18 protein-coding genes and 2 pseudogenes are annotated in these 17,106 nt (G+C 30.1%); 11 read left to right on the top strand and 9 right to left on the bottom strand.

Features of this window, described 5'->3' with window-relative positions:
• Positions 1-16: 16 nt before the first annotated feature.
• Positions 17-1,123: an aldo/keto reductase gene (locus tag B5E79_RS07300; RefSeq protein WP_087297514.1), complete on the bottom strand. Its 1,107-nt coding sequence runs from the start codon at positions 1,121-1,123 to the stop codon at positions 17-19.
• 199 nt (positions 1,124-1,322) lie between these two features.
• Between B5E79_RS07300 and B5E79_RS07295 the strand changes: the two genes are divergently transcribed.
• Complete coding sequence (locus B5E79_RS07295; RefSeq protein WP_087297513.1) at positions 1,323-2,207, top strand: MurR/RpiR family transcriptional regulator; 885 nt, start codon at positions 1,323-1,325, stop codon at positions 2,205-2,207.
• 30 nt (positions 2,208-2,237) lie between these two features.
• Here the strand turns inward: B5E79_RS07295 and B5E79_RS07290 are convergent, their stop codons facing one another.
• Positions 2,238-2,951, bottom strand: a complete 714-nt coding sequence (locus B5E79_RS07290) for an SDR family NAD(P)-dependent oxidoreductase (protein WP_087297512.1) — start codon at positions 2,949-2,951, stop codon at positions 2,238-2,240.
• 10 nt (positions 2,952-2,961) lie between these two features.
• A complete protein-coding gene (locus tag B5E79_RS07285; RefSeq protein ID WP_087297511.1) occupies positions 2,962-4,143 on the bottom strand; it encodes an MFS transporter in 1,182 nt (393 codons plus the stop codon).
• Between the two features lie 250 nt (positions 4,144-4,393).
• Between B5E79_RS07285 and B5E79_RS07280 the strand changes: the two genes are divergently transcribed.
• The gene (locus B5E79_RS07280; protein WP_087297510.1) at positions 4,394-5,224 is read left to right on the top strand and encodes a histidinol-phosphatase HisJ family protein; all 831 of its coding nucleotides are present in this window, start codon (positions 4,394-4,396) and stop codon (positions 5,222-5,224) included.
• A gap of 31 nt (positions 5,225-5,255) precedes the next feature.
• Here the strand turns inward: B5E79_RS07280 and B5E79_RS07275 are convergent, their stop codons facing one another.
• A complete protein-coding gene (locus B5E79_RS07275; protein WP_241147470.1) occupies positions 5,256-5,756 on the bottom strand; it encodes a family 16 glycoside hydrolase in 501 nt (166 codons plus the stop codon).
• A gap of 318 nt (positions 5,757-6,074) precedes the next feature.
• Between B5E79_RS07275 and B5E79_RS07270 the strand changes: the two genes are divergently transcribed.
• A complete protein-coding gene (locus B5E79_RS07270; protein WP_087244251.1) occupies positions 6,075-6,404 on the top strand; it encodes a winged helix-turn-helix transcriptional regulator in 330 nt (109 codons plus the stop codon).
• A 42-nt stretch (positions 6,405-6,446) separates the two neighbouring features.
• Here B5E79_RS07270 and B5E79_RS07265 read toward each other — a convergent pair whose 3' ends face one another.
• Positions 6,447-6,953: a TetR/AcrR family transcriptional regulator gene (locus B5E79_RS07265; RefSeq protein ID WP_158093978.1), complete on the bottom strand. Its 507-nt coding sequence runs from the start codon at positions 6,951-6,953 to the stop codon at positions 6,447-6,449.
• A gap of 157 nt (positions 6,954-7,110) precedes the next feature.
• On the opposite strand from B5E79_RS07265, the gene B5E79_RS13925 reads away from it, so the two are divergent.
• From B5E79_RS13925 to B5E79_RS07235, 6 genes and pseudogenes are all read left to right on the top strand, one after another.
• Complete coding sequence (locus B5E79_RS13925) at positions 7,111-7,245, top strand: hypothetical protein (protein ID WP_255374748.1); 135 nt, start codon at positions 7,111-7,113, stop codon at positions 7,243-7,245.
• 23 nt (positions 7,246-7,268) lie between these two features.
• Positions 7,269-8,237, top strand: a complete 969-nt coding sequence (locus tag B5E79_RS07260) for an alpha/beta hydrolase fold domain-containing protein (RefSeq protein ID WP_087297527.1) — start codon at positions 7,269-7,271, stop codon at positions 8,235-8,237.
• 8 nt (positions 8,238-8,245) lie between these two features.
• Positions 8,246-8,515 carry a hypothetical protein gene (locus B5E79_RS07255; protein WP_087297507.1) on the top strand — a complete coding sequence of 90 codons (270 nt, stop codon included), beginning with the start codon at positions 8,246-8,248 and terminating at the stop codon, positions 8,513-8,515.
• A 15-nt stretch (positions 8,516-8,530) separates the two neighbouring features.
• Positions 8,531-9,151: pseudogene (locus B5E79_RS07250) on the top strand (alpha/beta hydrolase family protein); the annotation flags it as partial.
• A gap of 663 nt (positions 9,152-9,814) precedes the next feature.
• The gene (locus B5E79_RS07240; protein WP_158093979.1) at positions 9,815-10,132 is read left to right on the top strand and encodes a nucleotidyltransferase family protein; all 318 of its coding nucleotides are present in this window, start codon (positions 9,815-9,817) and stop codon (positions 10,130-10,132) included.
• Positions 10,122-10,547: a HEPN domain-containing protein gene (locus B5E79_RS07235; RefSeq protein ID WP_087297504.1), complete on the top strand. Its 426-nt coding sequence runs from the start codon at positions 10,122-10,124 to the stop codon at positions 10,545-10,547. The genes B5E79_RS07240 and B5E79_RS07235 overlap by 11 nt, the downstream gene beginning before the upstream one ends.
• Before the next feature lie 636 nt (positions 10,548-11,183).
• Here B5E79_RS07235 and B5E79_RS07225 read toward each other — a convergent pair.
• Both B5E79_RS07225 and B5E79_RS13665 read right to left on the bottom strand, forming a co-directional pair.
• A pseudogene (locus B5E79_RS07225) lies at positions 11,184-11,921 on the bottom strand (aldo/keto reductase); the annotation flags it as partial.
• A 12-nt stretch (positions 11,922-11,933) separates the two neighbouring features.
• Complete coding sequence (locus B5E79_RS13665) at positions 11,934-12,605, bottom strand: hypothetical protein (protein WP_206393146.1); 672 nt, start codon at positions 12,603-12,605, stop codon at positions 11,934-11,936.
• 405 nt (positions 12,606-13,010) lie between these two features.
• Between B5E79_RS13665 and B5E79_RS07220 the strand changes: the two genes are divergently transcribed.
• Positions 13,011-13,265 carry a type II toxin-antitoxin system RelB/DinJ family antitoxin gene (locus B5E79_RS07220; protein WP_087244239.1) on the top strand — a complete coding sequence of 85 codons (255 nt, stop codon included), beginning with the start codon at positions 13,011-13,013 and terminating at the stop codon, positions 13,263-13,265.
• On the top strand, positions 13,258-13,530 hold the full coding sequence (locus tag B5E79_RS07215; protein WP_087297502.1) for a type II toxin-antitoxin system YafQ family toxin: 273 nt from the start codon (positions 13,258-13,260) through the stop codon (positions 13,528-13,530). The genes B5E79_RS07220 and B5E79_RS07215 overlap by 8 nt, the downstream gene beginning before the upstream one ends.
• Positions 13,531-14,502: 972 nt before the next feature.
• On the opposite strand, the gene B5E79_RS07210 is transcribed toward B5E79_RS07215, so the two are convergent.
• Both B5E79_RS07210 and B5E79_RS07205 read right to left on the bottom strand, forming a co-directional pair.
• Positions 14,503-15,336, bottom strand: coding sequence for a hypothetical protein (locus B5E79_RS07210; RefSeq protein ID WP_087297501.1), 834 nt, complete (start codon positions 15,334-15,336; stop codon positions 14,503-14,505).
• Positions 15,337-16,656, bottom strand: coding sequence for an AAA family ATPase (locus tag B5E79_RS07205; RefSeq protein WP_087297500.1), 1,320 nt, complete (start codon positions 16,654-16,656; stop codon positions 15,337-15,339).
• Positions 16,657-17,106 lie beyond the last annotated feature (450 nt).

Raw genomic sequence — 17,106 nt, 5'->3', positions numbered from 1 at the left:
GATTCCATCTCCTTTTCTATGAATCAAAAACTTCTGATACTTCTTTGAGTAAAGATATAATCTCTAAGTGCTGTGGACAGACACTTTCACATTGTCCACATGCAATGCAAGCTTTAGCGGGTTGATAATCTCCTGTGCTATGATCTTTATAATAAGTCTGATAGCGTCTATTTTCGCCATACATTTTGGCACTGTTATAAGCTGTAAATAAATCCGGTATTTGAATATGCATTGGACAGCCTGATGTACAGTAACGACATTTTGTACATGGAATAGTTGGATATGATAAGACTTGATCTGTAACTTGCTTGATCAATTTGGCTTCTTCATTATTGATTTTTTCAAAATGAGTCATCGTATCCAAATTATCATTCATTTGTTCGATATTTGACATTCCTGATAAAATCGTCATTACGCCATCCAATGAGGCAATATAGCGCAAAGCCCATGAAGCGATAGATTTGTTAGGAGCATAATCTTTATATATTTTTTCAATATCCTCAGAAAAACTTGCCAGTGTTCCACCTTTAATAGGTTCCATCACAACAATCGGTTTATTGTGTTTTCTGGCCACTTCATAATTCTTTCTTGATTGAATCACGCCATTTTCCCAGTCCAAATAATTAAGTTGTAGCTGTACAAAATCTACTTCAGGATGTTCTGTTAAAACTTTGTCTAAAAAATCAGCATCATCATGAAATGAGAATCCCATATATTTGATTTTTCCCTGCTTTTTCATTTCTTGAATAAAATCAAAACATTGATATTTTTCATATGTTGGATAATGACTCTTTTCAACACTATGCAATAGATAGAAATCAAAATAATCAACACCCGTTCTATTTAATGATTCCTGAAAAATCCTTTCAACATCTTCCTGACAAGTTAATTTCCATGCAGGAAGCTTATCTGCTAATGTATAAACATCTCTAGGATACTTTTCAACTAAAGTTTGACGAATAGCTTCTTCACTTCCTTCATACACATAAGCCGTATCAAAATAGTTAAATCCTCTTTCCATATAAGAATCAACCATTCTCTGGACTTCATCTAACTTGATTTGACCTTGCTTGTCTTTTGGTAATCTCATTAACCCAAAACCTAATTTTGAATTTGATAACATACGATTCCTCCTTATCATTTTTATAAGCACTTTTATCATATTGATTTTAGATTCATTAAACAATGGTATTTCATTGAAATAAAACTCCATTTACAAATAAGTTGTTTTTTATATACAATTCTGTAAATTCATTTTGAATCTTTGGGTGATTCTAGAGTCCTTAAAAAAATTATGCTATGATAAAAATGAGGTGATATCCATGTTAATTAGAGAACGATTAGAAAGATGTGACTTTTCTCATAGCGAAAGAGTCATTATTGATTTTATTTTAAAAGAAAAAATGAAAATTAAGGATATGACAACCAAGGATATAGCAAACGCTACATATACTTCACCTTCTACTTTAATCAGAATTGCACATAAGATGAAATTCAAAGGATGGAATGAATTAAAAGAAGCTTATTTAAAAGAGGAAGAATATCTGGAAACACATTTTTTAGATGTAGATGCAAACTTTCCATTTACCAATGATGATACAATTATGTCTATTGCTTCCAAACTTGCGACTTTAAAGAAAGAAGCCATTGATGATACATTATCACTTGTGACTCATGATGATTTACAAAAAGCTGTTCAAATCATTCGTAAAGCATCTTCTATTTATGTTTTTGCAGTTAGTAATAATGGTCTAATTTCACAGGAGTTTGCACATAATATGTCTAGAATTCAAAAGAAAGTCACGATCTGTCATCTGCAAGGAGAACTGGTTTATAGTGCCATGAATGCTGAACCTCATTCTTGTGCTATTATTGTTTCCTATTCAGGCGAAACACCCATTCTTTCAAGGGTCATTCAAGCTTTAAAAGCCAATGGCATTCCCATCATCGCTTTAACAAACATTGGTGAAAACACTGTTTCTAAACATGCAGATGTGGTTTTAAGAATTTGTACAAGAGAAAAGCTTTATTCAAAGATTGCGACTTTTTCTACTGATATTTCTTTTGAATATATATTAGATTTACTTTATTCCTGCATCTTTGCATTAAACTATGATCAAAACGTAGAAAGAAAAACAAAGATTTCTTCAATGATTGAAAAAGGACGTTTTTCAACCATTGATATTATAAAAGAAGATGAATTTTAAAAAAGATATAGCCATTGCGCTATATCTTTTCTATCCCTTATATTCCCATCCATGTTCTCCATGATAAATCATCTGCTTTGTCATACCACCATCAATACAAATGTTTTCACCAGTGATAAAACTAGCTTTATCACTACATAAAAATAAAACCATATGAGCAATATCTTCAACTTTGCCAATACGTTTAACAGGATGTTGTAAAACATCTGCTCCCTGATAAACTGTCTGGTCTGATTCTGTTTGAATCCATCCAGGTGAAATAGAATTCACACGCACTTTTCCAGCTAAGGACATGGCTAAACTATGCGTTAAGGCATGAATACCACCTTTAGCCGCACTATAGCTTTCACTTTGAGGCTGACTCATCCCATCTCTTGATGAAGAAATATTGATAATACAACCTCCTTTACGAAAATCATCTTGAAACAATTTCGTCAAATAAAACGGAGCAGTGACACCAACAGATAAAGCATATTGAAATTCATCATAACTACATTCTTCAATTCCTTTAAACAGTGGTTTTGCGTTATGAATCAAATAATCTATATGCCCATAATCATCAATCACTTTTTGATGAAACTGTTCTAAAATATCTTGACTGCCAACATCACCCTGAAAATAATCATTCTTTTCACCATCAATAATGCAAACATGTGCCCCTTCTTTTTGAAACATTTCAGCAATGCATTTCCCAATACCTTTAGCGCCACCTGTCACAACCACAACCTTATCTTGAAATTCCATAAAAAACCTCCTAATCAAATAAATGTTGATGATTTCCACTTGGTATTCTATAAAAGATACAAATCACCATACCCACTATAGATAATAAACATAGAATTAAATAAAATATATCATATGAATAAAAATCAATCAAATATCCAGCAACAAACTGAAATACAATAGAGCCAAAATTACGACATGTCTGAACAAGGGCTAAGGCACTCATCTGATGTTTCATATCCACAATCGTTGCGACGATTTTTAAATTCAACATGATAAATAACATTGTGGAAACTGCTTTTGTACATATTGATACAATGATCACAATCATTGCCTGTTTTATAAAGGAATAAGTAAAAAACTGTATCGTTAGTAATAAAAATATACCGACAAGTAACTGTTTATTAGTTAATCTATTCATATAATACTGTGAAAAATAAATAATCGGTAGTTCTGAAAGAGTTAAAATAAAAATCACTGTCGATATTATATTCATTGATAATCCCAGATTTTGAAACATAGCTGGTAAATAGGTTGTATTGGTATTTGTGATAGCATAAAACAGGCAAACAATCACTAAATAGATAATAAAGTTTTTTTGTAAAAGGCCTGTAGATTTTTCTTTCTTTTGCGTTTTGACCTGTTTTACATTTTGTGTGCCATAAATACCTATGACACATACAATCAATCCTATCGTAAAGAATGCATACATAGCTTCTGGTGAAACATCATCATAAACAATACCTGATATCTTAGATGCAACCGCATAACCAATCGTTCCCCAAATTCTTATTTTTCCATATTGATAAGGGGATGCAGTCGCAATTTTTTCCATGATAGGATTGACACCATTAATGCTCATCAAGACAACACTGTAACTGATCATAATCATGATAAGATGACGTGATAACATAAAAACAAGACCACCCACAATCGCAATGACAAATAAAACAGTATTCACTTTTTTGAGATTATACTGATCATTCCATTTACCAATGATGGGTTGTGTGATTAAAGATGTTAAAAATGATGCAGACACAACCAATGAAACCTCACTGGCTTTAAATCCCATGCCCATCAAATAAACTGAAATCAAAGCACTAAATAATGCCCATGATAAATAATAAAAATTATACATGAAAAAGTAACTTAAATAACTATTCTGATAACGTTGCCAAAGATTTACACTTTTATAATTTCTGATACTTTCCATAACTTTTCTCCTTTCTGCTTTTTTAATTTAACAAAAAGGATTTCATGATAAAAGACTTGAACGAAAGTTTCAAAACCTGTTTTAAAAAATAAAATGTATAAGCTTATATTTTGTAAATAGGATTTACAAAATATATTCTGAAAATAAAGAAATAATCTTGTTTTATTGAAAAATATTTGTCAGGAAGATGTTTTTAGCTTTCTATTTTATGTTTTTTTGATAAACTAGAAATAAAGATAGGAGGAATATTATGCTTTGTGATTATCATGTACATACTCACTATAGTGATGATAGTGAATATCTCATGGAAGATGTTGTGAAAGATGGAATTAATAAAGGATTATCAGAAATCTGTTTTACTGATCATGTGGATTATGGAATCAAATATGACTGGGATGATCCACGTGCTTTTCAAAAAAGATATGAAACACTTTTAGCAAATGTCAATTATCCTGAATATGAAAAAGAAATTGATGAGTTAAAAGAAAAATATAAAGATCAGATGACACTAAAAATGGGACTGGAATTTGGTATTCAGACACATACAATTGAAAAATATCAAAAATTATTTCATGAATATCCTTTTGATTTTATTATTCTTTCTATTCATCAGGTAGAAGATCAAGAATTTTGGACACAGGATTTTCAAAAAGGCAAAACACAGCTTGAATATAATATGCGCTATTATCAGGAAATGCTTGAAGTTGTAAAAACATATAAAGATTATAGTGTTTTAGGACATATGGATTTGATTACACGTTATGATTTAAATGGTGTTATTGATTTTGCTTATATTCAAGATATTGTCAAAGACATTTTAGAGATTGTTATCAAAGATGGTAAAGGCATTGAAATCAATACTTCATATCATCGTTATGGCTTAAAAGATATGACCCCATCTCGAAATATTTTAAAGCTTTATAAAGAACTGGGTGGTCAAATTATTACAATTGGTAGTGATTCACATCAACCCGATCATCTCGGTGCTTATATTGAAGAAGCCAAAGAAGAACTTAAAAAATTAGGATTTCAACATTATTGTACTTTTGATAAGATGCAACCTATATTTCATGAACTTTAAAAGCTAACCCCAGGGTTAGCATTTCAAATAACTATTTGATATCAATTTTTAAATCTTTAAAGAAGGCTTCTGTTCCAATATCTACAAAAAATCCAACTGAACCTTTCAAATCTTTTCCATGTTTCATATCTTCTACAACAAGAATCAGCTTATCATTGATATAAAATGAAGCATGTTCATCTTCGATAACTGCTTTTAATTGAATCCATTCATTCAAATCAATATCAACAGGTGCTTCATATTGTGCAATCTGATGATTTCTAAAATATTCAAAAGTATATTTTGGATATGAAAAATACTGACATCCATGCGTTTTTCTCATAGGATCTTGACATTGTTTACCATTTGTTGGTCGTACATAAAATGACTCAAATTGCTTGTCATCATCTGTAATACGATAAGCAATACCTATAAATCCTCTTGCGAAATCTGGTGCATCAGGCAATAGACGACTTAACATTTTTACTTCGATTGTTCCATTGTGAAATGAAAAATCTTTTAATTTTGCATAAGTATTTTCATCAAATTCCATGATTTTTTCAACTTTGATAACTCTTAATACTTTTTCACCATCAAGTTCTACATTTTCAATATTTGTATGAACAGGTATAAAAGACTTTTTTATTTAAATCCATTTGTTTTTCCATTGTTCTTCTCTCCTCTATCATAATATACTCCAAATTTGATAAATTTGTAAGTAGGCACTTTTTTGTGCTATAGTTACCAAAAAGTAGGAATTATAAAAAAAATTGATTTTATGATTTGCATCATGATATGCTTATATCATATAATTCTTATATACATAACTTTTGGCATATATCATAAAAATTGACTATAAGGAGTGTTTAAAATGATCAAAAAAGAAAATTTACCTGAATGTCCTGTTGCGACAACTGTTCAACTTATAGGAAGTAAGTGGAAACTACTCATTTTAAGAGATTTGATGACTGAAAAAAAACGTTATAATGAACTAAGGAGATCATTAGATGGAATTTCTCAAAAAGTTTTAACTGCTACGCTTAAATCCATGGTAGAAGATGGTATCGTCATTAGAACGGCTTATCCTGAAGTACCACCAAGAGTTGAATATAGTTTAAGTGAAATAGGTGAATCGCTTCGTCCTATTATTGATATTATGGGACAATGGGGAACACATTATAAAGAAACTTTGCAAGAATAAAAGAAAAGTTCAAATGTTGAAAATAACATAAGAACTTTCCTTTTATATATGAGATTTATCTGTTTTTTGTGCTTCCATAAAAGCATAAATATCATCCGGACTTTCTTGCATGCCTCGTGCAATCCACTCTTTAATCCAGCCATAAATGCCATAAGTCATATAAGCGACTGCATAGGCTTCTGGATTAGATAATTGATTATCTTGAATCATTAATTTTTTTAAAGTATTTCTAAATAAATAAAATAAATCTTTTTGATAAAGTAAAATATAAAAATCTTTATAAGCTACCAAATGTTCAAATAAAGTTTTCATAATCAATTCAAAGGGCATCTGATCTTGAAGTTTCCATTCTTTGATAATTTTGTCAAGATATTGTTTTAAAATATCTTCTTTATCTTTATAGTTACGATAAAAAGAAACTCTCCCAACTTGAGCTTTTTCAGTAATTTCACTAATCTTTATATCCTTTAAATTTTTTGTATTTAAAAGTTCTAATAATGCTTTTGTCATTGCCACTTTGACATATTGATTTCTTTCATCATTATCCATGATGTAACACAATCCTCCTTTTCGTATCATTTTTTTAAATAACTTGAATAAGCCAACCAACCATGATACACTTGTTTCATCCGATGATACATATGTTTCATCAGAATTTTAACAAAATACAAACGATCTTGTCAAGATAGAAACGAAAGGAGAAAATATGACTTTAACAAAAACACGTATAATGATTCTTTTGATTATTGCTATTATGGCTTTTGTATTAGGAAGATTAGCATTGAGAACTATTTTAAACTTACTTTTAGGTGGTACATTATTTGGAGGAAACTTTTTATGAGTTTAAAAAAGGGAGACCGCAAAATGTTTATATTTATATGCATAATGACATTTGTCGTTTGTTTTTTACTAGGAATAGGTTCAAAAGTTGTGTTAAAACCTTCATGGGCCAAAAATGATGAAGTGAAAATGACACCAGAAGTTGGAACATTGTATACTGATTTATCTTATGGCGAAAAAGAATCAAACCGATTTGATATGTATTTACCTCATGATCAGACAAAAAAACATTATGGATTGGTTGTTTATCTCCATGCTGGAGGGTTTACCTATGGAGACAAATCAGGAGATAAAGATATATTATCATGGCTTCGTTTCAAAGGATATGTTGCTGTTGGGATTAATTATACACTTTTTAATGAAGACAATCCTGATGCCAATGTCTATACACAATCTCTAGAAATCAAAGACGCTATTCCTCATATCATTGAACAAGCCAAACAATATGGTTATTCCATTGATCAAATGGCAATTGCCGGGGGATCAGCAGGACATACTCTTGCGATGATTTATGCTTATCGTGATGCCAAAACATCCCCTGTTCCCATTCAGTTGCTCTTTGGTGCTGTAGGTCCATCAAGCTTTTACAAAGAAGATTGGAATATATATGGATTTGATCAAAATACAGATGAAGCCAGACAAGGTGCAGCCGGCTTATTCAGTGTCATGTCTGGGACACAAATCACATCTGAAATGATTCAAGATCAGACATATCTTGAAAAAGTCAAACCTATTTCAGCTCTCATGTGGATTAACGAAGAAACCGTACCAAGTATTGTTGCTTATGGAAAATATGATAAAGTACAACCTTTTAAAGGTTCACAACGTTTATTAAAAGCCTATCAAGATCATCATGTTGATTATCAATACTTTGTAGCTGAACATTCCGGACATGGCTTACAAAATGACAATAAAATCTATTATCAATATATGCAAACAGTAGAAGCTTATTTAGATAAATATATACCTGTAGAGGAATCAGTAAATAAGTGATTAAAAATATGATAAAAATAATAGCTATAATTCTTTTGATTTTAATATTGCTTGTTGGTTGTTTACTTTTATTAATGTCTACAATTCCATCTGTTCCAACCAATTATACAAAGACTATTAAAACAGGTGGCTCAATAGAAGTTCAGTATCTTCAATTAGGTCCAAATGATATCTCATATCAAAAAGAAAATGGAACAGAACTCACAAAGTATTTCCATATCTATTATCCTCAAGAATTAAAAAAGACACAAAAACAATATCCTGTTGTTGTTATATGAAACGGAACTGGTGTTTTACCTAAAAAATATCCTGCTTTGTTTCAGCATTTGGCTTCATGGGGATTTATTGTCATTGGCAATGATGATCCAAGCACAGGATTTGGTTTATCAGCTGATGAAACAATTGACTACTTAATAAAAATTAATGAAAATCAAAATCATATTCTCCACCATCATATTGATTTGAAACACATTGGTCTAACGGGTCATTCTCAAGGTGGTGCTGGTGTATTGACTGCTATATCTCATACAAAACATCAACAGATTTATAAAACAGCTATTGCTTTATCACCCACTCATGAAAAAATGGCTCATGATTTGGGATGGTTCTATGATCTCACTCAAATTTCTATTCCCCTATTCATGATTGCAGGAACAGAAGGTGATTTTGAAACCAAAGCTGTTATTCCTTTAGAAGCCATGCAACAAATGTATGATAAAATTCCTTCACCAAAAGTCATGATGCGAAGAAAAGAGGCTGATCACGGAGAGATGTTATATTCAGCAGATGGATATGTTACAGCATGGTTAATGTGGCAATTACAAGATGACATTTATGCAAGCCAGGCTTTTCTAGGTAACAATGCTGAAATATATCATAATGATTTATATCAAGATGTTCACTATGATAAGTAACTTACTAATAAAAAACTATATAAAACAGATTTCTTTTATAACATACAAATGAAAATACTCAGGGATAATCCATATATTAAAAAGATATCTCACAAAATTCTCAAAAGTTTAAAATGGAATTCTGGACTTGCTATTCAAAGAGTGATACCCTTTCTTTCACACTTTCTTCCTTTGATATTGATTCACATAATCTTGGGCCAAAACATATAAGTAACATTGTCCAACGAACAAAAAAGGAAGCACCGCACTTGGAAAGATTTGAAGATACTAGAAAATACAATGATGGTCGCCTCAAGACAAGGAAAATGTCTCCTGAAGAAAAGATTGCCTATCAGAAGCTAGAAAAATAGCTACAATAAGCGTCAACAAAAAAGAGCACTAAGATAAGGAAAAGCCCATCTGTCAATCATGATGAGAAATAAAGAATCTGTGGAACAGGAATTGGGTGCAACGAACGCCTTTATCGAAAAATCGCAGCAACTCAATCATATGAAATTCAATCCGATTTAACATCTACCGTGCTTACCAATAATCAATTGATTAATGATGAGCTACAAGAAGAAAATGATATGGAACTATAATGATGGCAAGTTGCGGTCGTTAATTTACTGGAAAATATTTGTTTATATATGGTATACTTATAATATAAGGTGGTGGTCTAAGTTGAAATATAAAATTTGCATTCAAAATCCATTTCCATTCTGCGAGAAAGTATATCCAACACAACAAAGGAAAGTAAAAGAAATGCTTGATTATCTCAAACAGGATGCCGACATAAAGTCTATAACATTATTTGGCTCAAGCATCACTTCAAATTGTCATAATGATTCTGACATTGACCTATATGTAGAATTGAAGAAGGATAAAAAAGTAATCAATAGGTATTTTGATTTTGTATTTGACTTATGGACTAATTTCACTGCTGATGAACGTCTTAAGAAAGAAATAAAAAAGAAAGGAGTGGTCATATATGAACAATGAAACTCTTTTTGACAAGGCAAAGCAGAATTTAAAGGTTGCAGAAAGTATTTACTCAACCATTGCCATAAATGATGAAGCTTATCTTAATTATGTCGGATATCATATCCAGCAGGCACTGGAGCTATCCATCAAGTATATGCTTGAAATGAATGGAGTCAACTATCCAAAAACCCACGATATTGACCAATTAATAAGATTAGCAAACATCAATAATGTTGAATTGTATCTTAATGAGTATATTGATGATCATAGTGAGATGTTTTCATTGTGGGAAGCTCGAACACGTTATATTTTGAATTATAGACTTGAAAAAAGAAAAATAGAGCGTTCATTAACAGAAACAAAATCATATTTGGATGTTATAGAGAAGATGATAAGTCATCATCTCGACAATGATGAAGGCTTGGAAATATGATAAACAATCATATTGATATAATATATTGACGGCAAGTTGCCGTCTTTTCTTTTTTACTTAATGTTAGTATGAGATTAAGGAAAGCCAATCTACATAGAAGAATGGCAGATATATACCCAATAAACACAAGCTCATATTCAAAACGAGTCTGCTTCTCAATCAACTGATAAAATCTCGCATTGATTTTCAAGCTGGAAAATATATTCTCGAGTGGAGATGAACTTATAGCCATCAGTGTAGGATTGATAATTCTGATTGAAAAGCTATTCCTCATTCCAAAAAGAATCTAAAAAAAACAGTAAGCTGACAGGAAGCATTAAGAGATGGGAAGGCAATCCAATGATAATAAATTCCTTTGAAAAGGATTCCTTCAATGATATTACCATTTCTGTTGGTCTTGAATTCAATACATTTGTCATACTTAACACAAACAAGTTTAAATTTTTTATAATCATTAAAAATATACATAATCATCTTAGACACAAAGCCACTGATCTTGACCAGTGGCTTAAGACTGTGTCATTCCTCCTTGACATAATCATATAAGATAATTTTTTTATAAAATATACCTTTTTATTTAATTGTCCTTGACATGGGGTACACTTTAAAACCTGAAGTGCTATCATATATTTTTATTTAATCTTCTATCACAAAAGCATTACGTAACATATCTTCCACACCATCAGCTTCTGGATCATGTGTGGTTTTACCAGTATCCAATGCTCTCATAGCTTCCATTTCTTGTTCAGTTAATTGAAAATCAAAAATTTGTATATTACCTTGAATTCTTTGGGGATTGGTAGACTTAGGTAAAACAATAAGCCCATCCTGTGTTTCAAAACGTAATAAAATCTGTCCTGCATCCTTGTTATATTTTTGTGCTAATGAAGTGACTAATGGATGTCCTAATAAATCAGTATTACCATGTCCCAATGGATAATAACATTCTAATTTAACATCATCTTTATCTAAAATTTGACGAAGTTCTCTTTGTTGACAGAATGGATTACATTCAACCTGATTAACAGCTGGTTTTGTTTTGAATTGAGGAACATACTGATTCCAAATCTTAGGTGTCATATTGCTGACACCTATTGATTTGATTTGTCCAGCTTCTTTAGCTTCTTCCATAGCTTTCCAAGCTCCTGTAACATCACCATAGGGTTGATGAATCAAATATAAATCAATATATCCTAAATCAAGTTTTCTCAGTGATCTTGCAATACCTATTTTTGCTTGTTCATAACCATAATCCTGTAACCATAGTTTGCTTGTAATAAAGATGTCTTCTCTAGGAATACCACTATCTTTGACTGCTCTTCCTACATCCTCCTCATTAAAATAAGCTGCTGCTGTATCAATATGACGATATCCGGCTTTTAACGCCTAATATAATGCTTCTTGATTATTCGTAATATATTCTTTATGTGCAGCATTTTGTACCAAACTGTTATAAATGCCAATTCCTTCATCTAAAATTGCTATTTCTGCAAGTTCGTAAGTTGGCCAATATTGCCCACATATCCAAACAGTATTTGTTTTAGCATGTTCTGGTGTATTTCGTAAAATCTCACGAATTAAAAATGTAAGTAATCTATGCAATTCTTTATTTCCTCTATCTACAACACGTGCTAATCGACTCGCTTCAGCTGCAATTAACTCACCAAGAACCATATAGTTCCCTTTCGCATATTCTTTTTTCTGTAATTCATCTATAACTATTGGTGTTATGGGTATATAATTTTGACTCCCGTTTGCTTCACCAGGTTTCTTTCCAATTTCTAATGATGATGAAATATATTTAAAGAAACCCATTGTGCCTGCATAATTCTTTCCACCATTATCAACACCAGTAAAGTCAAAGGATATTTGTGGAAACTTGTTTATATAATGACGTATGATAGCTCCCATAAACAACATAGGAAGAGGATCAAATTTATGCATTTTTGTAAAATCAAAAATCATCTCATTGTCTGGAACTATTTCATTTAACTTTTTTGCAAATTGAAGTTTTTCTGATAAATCTTTATTGTCAATATGAATTATCAATTTAATCATTCCCTTTAAACAACTCAAATTTCTTATATTCAATTTATTTCCATATGCTTTGAACAATTCATTTATTCGATTATTTTATACTACAATGATAACTGAAATACGTTATATTTATTATTTTAAAGAGATTATGTAAATCTAATCGCTCGATAATTTTATTATACCCAAAAAAAGCAATGATTATCATTAATTGATTTTCATCACCTTTTTATAATATAATTATTTACACTATAACAAAAATAAATGAATCATGTATATAAACAATTAAAGATATACTACCATAATGAATAGTGATATGAGATAGTGCATAAAATGGTTGAAACTGCGTATACTATCAATGTAGTTCAATGTATTGACAACGAATTACATTTTGGTATAATGATGGTGAGAGAAGGAGGCGAATGAAACATGGCACAGATGAGCTTCAGAATCAATGATTCAGTCAAGAAAGATTTCGAAAAGATATGTGAAGAACTAGGTTTGAATCCAACGACTGCATTGACAATCTTTATTAAAAAAATGTGTAGAGAACGCAGAATACCTTTTGATGTTTCTCTATATAACAGTGATACTCTTAAGATTCTTGATGAAACAGCAAACAATCAGAATCTCAGCAAATCATTTGATACTGTGGATGAATTATTCGATGATTTAGATGCTTAAAATCAGGTATCATCATACCTTCAAAAAAGACTATAAGCTGATGAAGAAACGTGGAAAAGATTTGGAAAAGCTGAAATACGTTGTTAATGAACTGGCTAATCAGCGTCCACTTGATGAAAAATATCGTGACCACGAATTGACAGGCAATTATAGAAACTTTAGAGAATGCCATATTGAGCCTGATTGGCTTCTCATTTATAGAATAGAAAAAGGTGAATTGACACTTGCATTGGTTAGAACAGGTACACATTCTGATTTGTTCTAAAAAGGAAGCCAGACAATCTGGACTCCTTTTTTCATGAAAAAATCTTCTTTATTGATGATATTTCTTATATTCATCCATATCGACATAATATTGTCATTTATCATAGTATAAATTCCCATCTATGATCACATATGTTATATAAAGTTTCAAGCTGACTTTATACGCTCCGATAACAAAATAAGTCCTTTCCTACGACATATTGAGGTAATGGTGTAAGAAACAACAAAAAAACTACGAAATAGCTTCCGTAGTTTCTAAAAAAACATATCATATTAAGTTAAAAATCACTTTAAAAGTGCCACCAGTTTGCCACCAGCTTACATTTTAACTTCAAAATTCCCTGATTATATGGGCTTTTTTTCTTTCTATTCACCAACGTATGATAAGCTTTAAAATATTTTAGTTTTATTAAGTATTTTTATGGCTGTATTTAGTGTAATTTTATCTTAGTTTCTGCAGATTATTTTTATTTACAGAACATCTTAGTACCAAAATAGTACCATTAATTAATATAGTATTAGTTGCTAGATATATCATTAATTCTTTAGACCAGAAATTACCCAATAACTAATACAACTTTAAAACTTTTTATCTTATCCGAACTCAACTTTTGCAAATCGTTCCTTCTTATATCATATTGCATTTTGTTAATTTTATCCAATATTAGCAGATTATACCCATTTTTGATTTTTTAAATTACATAATGTACTCAAAATATACTCAGATCGAGTATATAATTCAGCATCCATTATAAAGTTAATAATGATAACATTAAAACAACACTCTAAAATCTTACGATGTGTAAAAATTGTACAATCAAATTTTTCAACTGTTTTTGAGAAAAGAATTTCCAGTAGATTTACAATAACACGCTATCTTTTCACATTTATTTTTAAAGAAAAATTTAAATTGGAAATACAGTTATGTGTCTTACAGTTGTATATAGTGTTACTATATACATAAACTATATTTTCATACATCTTCGATTAATATAATATCTGTACAGTCTTGTACATCCGAGGAATTATCTGTTATTCTATAACCCAAAATTAACATTTTACCCAATACTTCTTCCGTATATTTTATTGGATTGTCAGTTGAAATTATTTTTCTCGTTAACTCGCTAAAAATATTTATTAAATCATGACCATTACAAATATATTCGCTGGCATATTTTTTTTCAAGTAACAATTTAACTTTTGAATAAATATCTTCTCTTTCTTTATTAAGATTCATTCTTGCCACAAAATACTCCAAAAACTTTTCATCATCATTATTTAACAATTTCTTATAATCGAGGCCTTCAAAACAAAAATTATATTTTTCAATATCATTTAGTAATCTTAGAATTCCTAAAATATACGCTTTTTTATATAAAATATTTTTTAATACATCATCTTCTAATTTCTTATTTTCAGAAGAAATTAACGTATTCACCTCAGAAAATACAGAGGATTGAATCAAAACATTTTCTAAATCAATATATTTATAATAGTACAAATTATCAATGCTCTCTATTTTATCCCTGACAAAATCATAATCTAAATCTATCACACCAACTACATTATTTTTCTGCCTTCCATTCATTATAGAAATAACTTGCTTTACATACTCCTTATTTCCTGAACATTGTTTTTTATTTGCTACTCTAACCAGTCTTTTTTTTAACCCACCACAATGTAAATGTTCCCAAAAATATTTATCACTTTGTCCTTCAACAATTAAATACTCTTTGCTTATCATAGAAAGCTCGGTTGCCAATTCATCAGGAGACAAACTCATTTTTTCTTTAGTACTTTCTTTCATTTATTCATAATCTCCTAAAGTATCCACTAACTCCCAATTATCATTGATTATCTGTGGAGAATGAGTTGCAATTAAAATAGAAAATCCATTCATTTGAACAATTTTTTTCATATCATCCAAGAATTCTCTTTGCCAACAAACATTCAATGAAATTTCTGGTTCATCAATTAAAATTAATTTTTCTTTTTCACCCTTAAAAATAAGATTATATAGTAGAACTAATTCCTGTTGTTCCCCTGAAGATAACAATCTCAACTCTAAATTTTTATTTGACTGTTTTTGTAATACGACAATTCCATTATCTTTACTAATAAAAATCTCCTTATTAATGCCAAATTTATTGGTTATCATATTTTTAAATAATACAATCCTATCCGATATACTATTAAGTGATTCGAGTTTTATTTTCGTATCTTGATAATATACTGATAAAATTGCAGCTGTACTTTCATCCAAACTTTTAGGATTTACATTAACATTGAGAATTTTGTCATTACTCTCTTCCAATACCCCTGCCTCTACATGCTTTTTTCTTAACTCATCTATTTTCTGCATATTATTTTTTAATTCTTCTACTGAAAATTGTTTGTGTTTCTCTATTGCCTTTAAAATCTTGGATGGAAATTGTTCGTCAAGTTTTTGGGAAGTATTGGCATACTCTGACAAAATGTTTTTAATATTATTACGCAATTCTTCAGAACAATACTCTACTGCAAATTTCTGTACAAATTCACTTCTTCTATCTTCATCATATGGATAAATTCTTTTCAATCGTTCAGTTGTTATTAACTCTATCTGTATATCAGAAATTAATTCTTGCACTTCATGAGGTATTGTAACAAGGTCATTCTTTACTTCTTCTGGTAGTTCATCAAAATATGTATCTATTACTTCAGATAAAGTTAGCACTTCTCCCCCTCTCATATCGTAAATCATATTTCCTGGTCTTCTTCTTAATGAAGGAATGGCTCTTATCCAAAATATAGGGGAATTTATTTTACTATTTTCTCTATAACATTTTTCTAATACTTGTGAATCCACATGATATTTCAAACTTTTTATTGTTATTTCTTCATCTTCAAGATATTCATTAATTACTTCGATTTTTAATACATGACTTGATATTATTAATTCGATATAATCAAATTGATATTGAAAAAGATGGCTATGATTCTTGGAAAAAATTGCATTTAGAATATTCAACATTGTAGTTTTCCCACAACCATTTTGTCCAACAACAACCGTAATTCCACCATCTCTGAAATTTATCTCATTATCAAATAAACCAAACAGTTTCTTTACAAAAAGTTTTTCTAACATAACAATCTCCTTTAATTTATATATTTTCAAACTATTTCAAAACATCAACAATCATTTCTAACTGCGCTGATTCCCTATGTTTCAATTCTTCTACCGTATTAAAAACAACATACATCGATAAATCAAATTATCTCGTTACTGATTCTATATATGCAGTATATGTACCCTAAAATCATATTTTTCTTCTCTTTAATTCATAATCATCATATATAAGTCACTCTTTTAACTTGTAACATTCCACTCTCTTCATAATCTTATCTGACAAAATTTCATCTTAATATTCTCTAAAATCACCTTTTGTATTGTTGTATCCATCTAGTTTTCGGCGAAAAAAACACTGCCGTCTCCATATGTCTTGTTTAACAAAAAATATAACTTTTTTATATGTGTGATGTAAGTATAATTCATTGAATGACACCTACTAATTGCCTGATACTATTCGAACTCCGA

The sequence above is a fragment of the Massilimicrobiota sp. An134 genome (genome assembly GCF_002160815.1).
Taxonomy (GTDB): Bacteria; Bacillota_I; Bacilli_A; order Erysipelotrichales; family Coprobacillaceae; genus Allocoprobacillus; species Allocoprobacillus merdigallinarum.
The sequence above is the reverse complement of the archived record's forward strand: the minus strand, read 5'-3'. Positions and strand labels throughout refer to the sequence as shown.

Bases quoted from the DNA above. Each gene is read 5' to 3' on its own strand.
- B5E79_RS13665 (WP_206393146.1), bottom strand. From the start codon at position 12,605: ATGATTAAATTGATAATTCATATTGACAATAAAGATTTATCAGAAAAA.
- B5E79_RS07275 (WP_241147470.1), bottom strand. From the start codon at position 5,756: ATGGAATTTGATGAAAATACTTATGCAAAATTAAAAGATTTTTCATTT.
- B5E79_RS13925 (WP_255374748.1), top strand. From the start codon at position 7,111: ATGACTTTAACAAAAACACGTATAATGATTCTTTTGATTATTGCTATT.
- B5E79_RS07255 (WP_087297507.1), top strand. From the start codon at position 8,246: ATGATAAAAATAATAGCTATAATTCTTTTGATTTTAATATTGCTTGTT.
- B5E79_RS07300 (WP_087297514.1), bottom strand. From the start codon at position 1,123: ATGTTATCAAATTCAAAATTAGGTTTTGGGTTAATGAGATTACCAAAA.
- B5E79_RS07215 (WP_087297502.1), top strand. From the start codon at position 13,258: ATGCTTAAAATCAGGTATCATCATACCTTCAAAAAAGACTATAAGCTG.
- B5E79_RS07285 (WP_087297511.1), bottom strand. From the start codon at position 4,143: ATGGAAAGTATCAGAAATTATAAAAGTGTAAATCTTTGGCAACGTTAT.
- B5E79_RS07205 (WP_087297500.1), bottom strand. From the start codon at position 16,656: ATGTTAGAAAAACTTTTTGTAAAGAAACTGTTTGGTTTATTTGATAAT.
- B5E79_RS07220 (WP_087244239.1), top strand. From the start codon at position 13,011: ATGGCACAGATGAGCTTCAGAATCAATGATTCAGTCAAGAAAGATTTC.
- B5E79_RS07210 (WP_087297501.1), bottom strand. From the start codon at position 15,336: ATGAAAGAAAGTACTAAAGAAAAAATGAGTTTGTCTCCTGATGAATTG.
- B5E79_RS07270 (WP_087244251.1), top strand. From the start codon at position 6,075: ATGATCAAAAAAGAAAATTTACCTGAATGTCCTGTTGCGACAACTGTT.
- B5E79_RS07280 (WP_087297510.1), top strand. From the start codon at position 4,394: ATGCTTTGTGATTATCATGTACATACTCACTATAGTGATGATAGTGAA.
- B5E79_RS07295 (WP_087297513.1), top strand. From the start codon at position 1,323: ATGTTAATTAGAGAACGATTAGAAAGATGTGACTTTTCTCATAGCGAA.
- B5E79_RS07290 (WP_087297512.1), bottom strand. From the start codon at position 2,951: ATGGAATTTCAAGATAAGGTTGTGGTTGTGACAGGTGGCGCTAAAGGT.
- B5E79_RS07265 (WP_158093978.1), bottom strand. From the start codon at position 6,953: ATGGATAATGATGAAAGAAATCAATATGTCAAAGTGGCAATGACAAAA.
- B5E79_RS07260 (WP_087297527.1), top strand. From the start codon at position 7,269: ATGTTTATATTTATATGCATAATGACATTTGTCGTTTGTTTTTTACTA.
- B5E79_RS07235 (WP_087297504.1), top strand. From the start codon at position 10,122: ATGAACAATGAAACTCTTTTTGACAAGGCAAAGCAGAATTTAAAGGTT.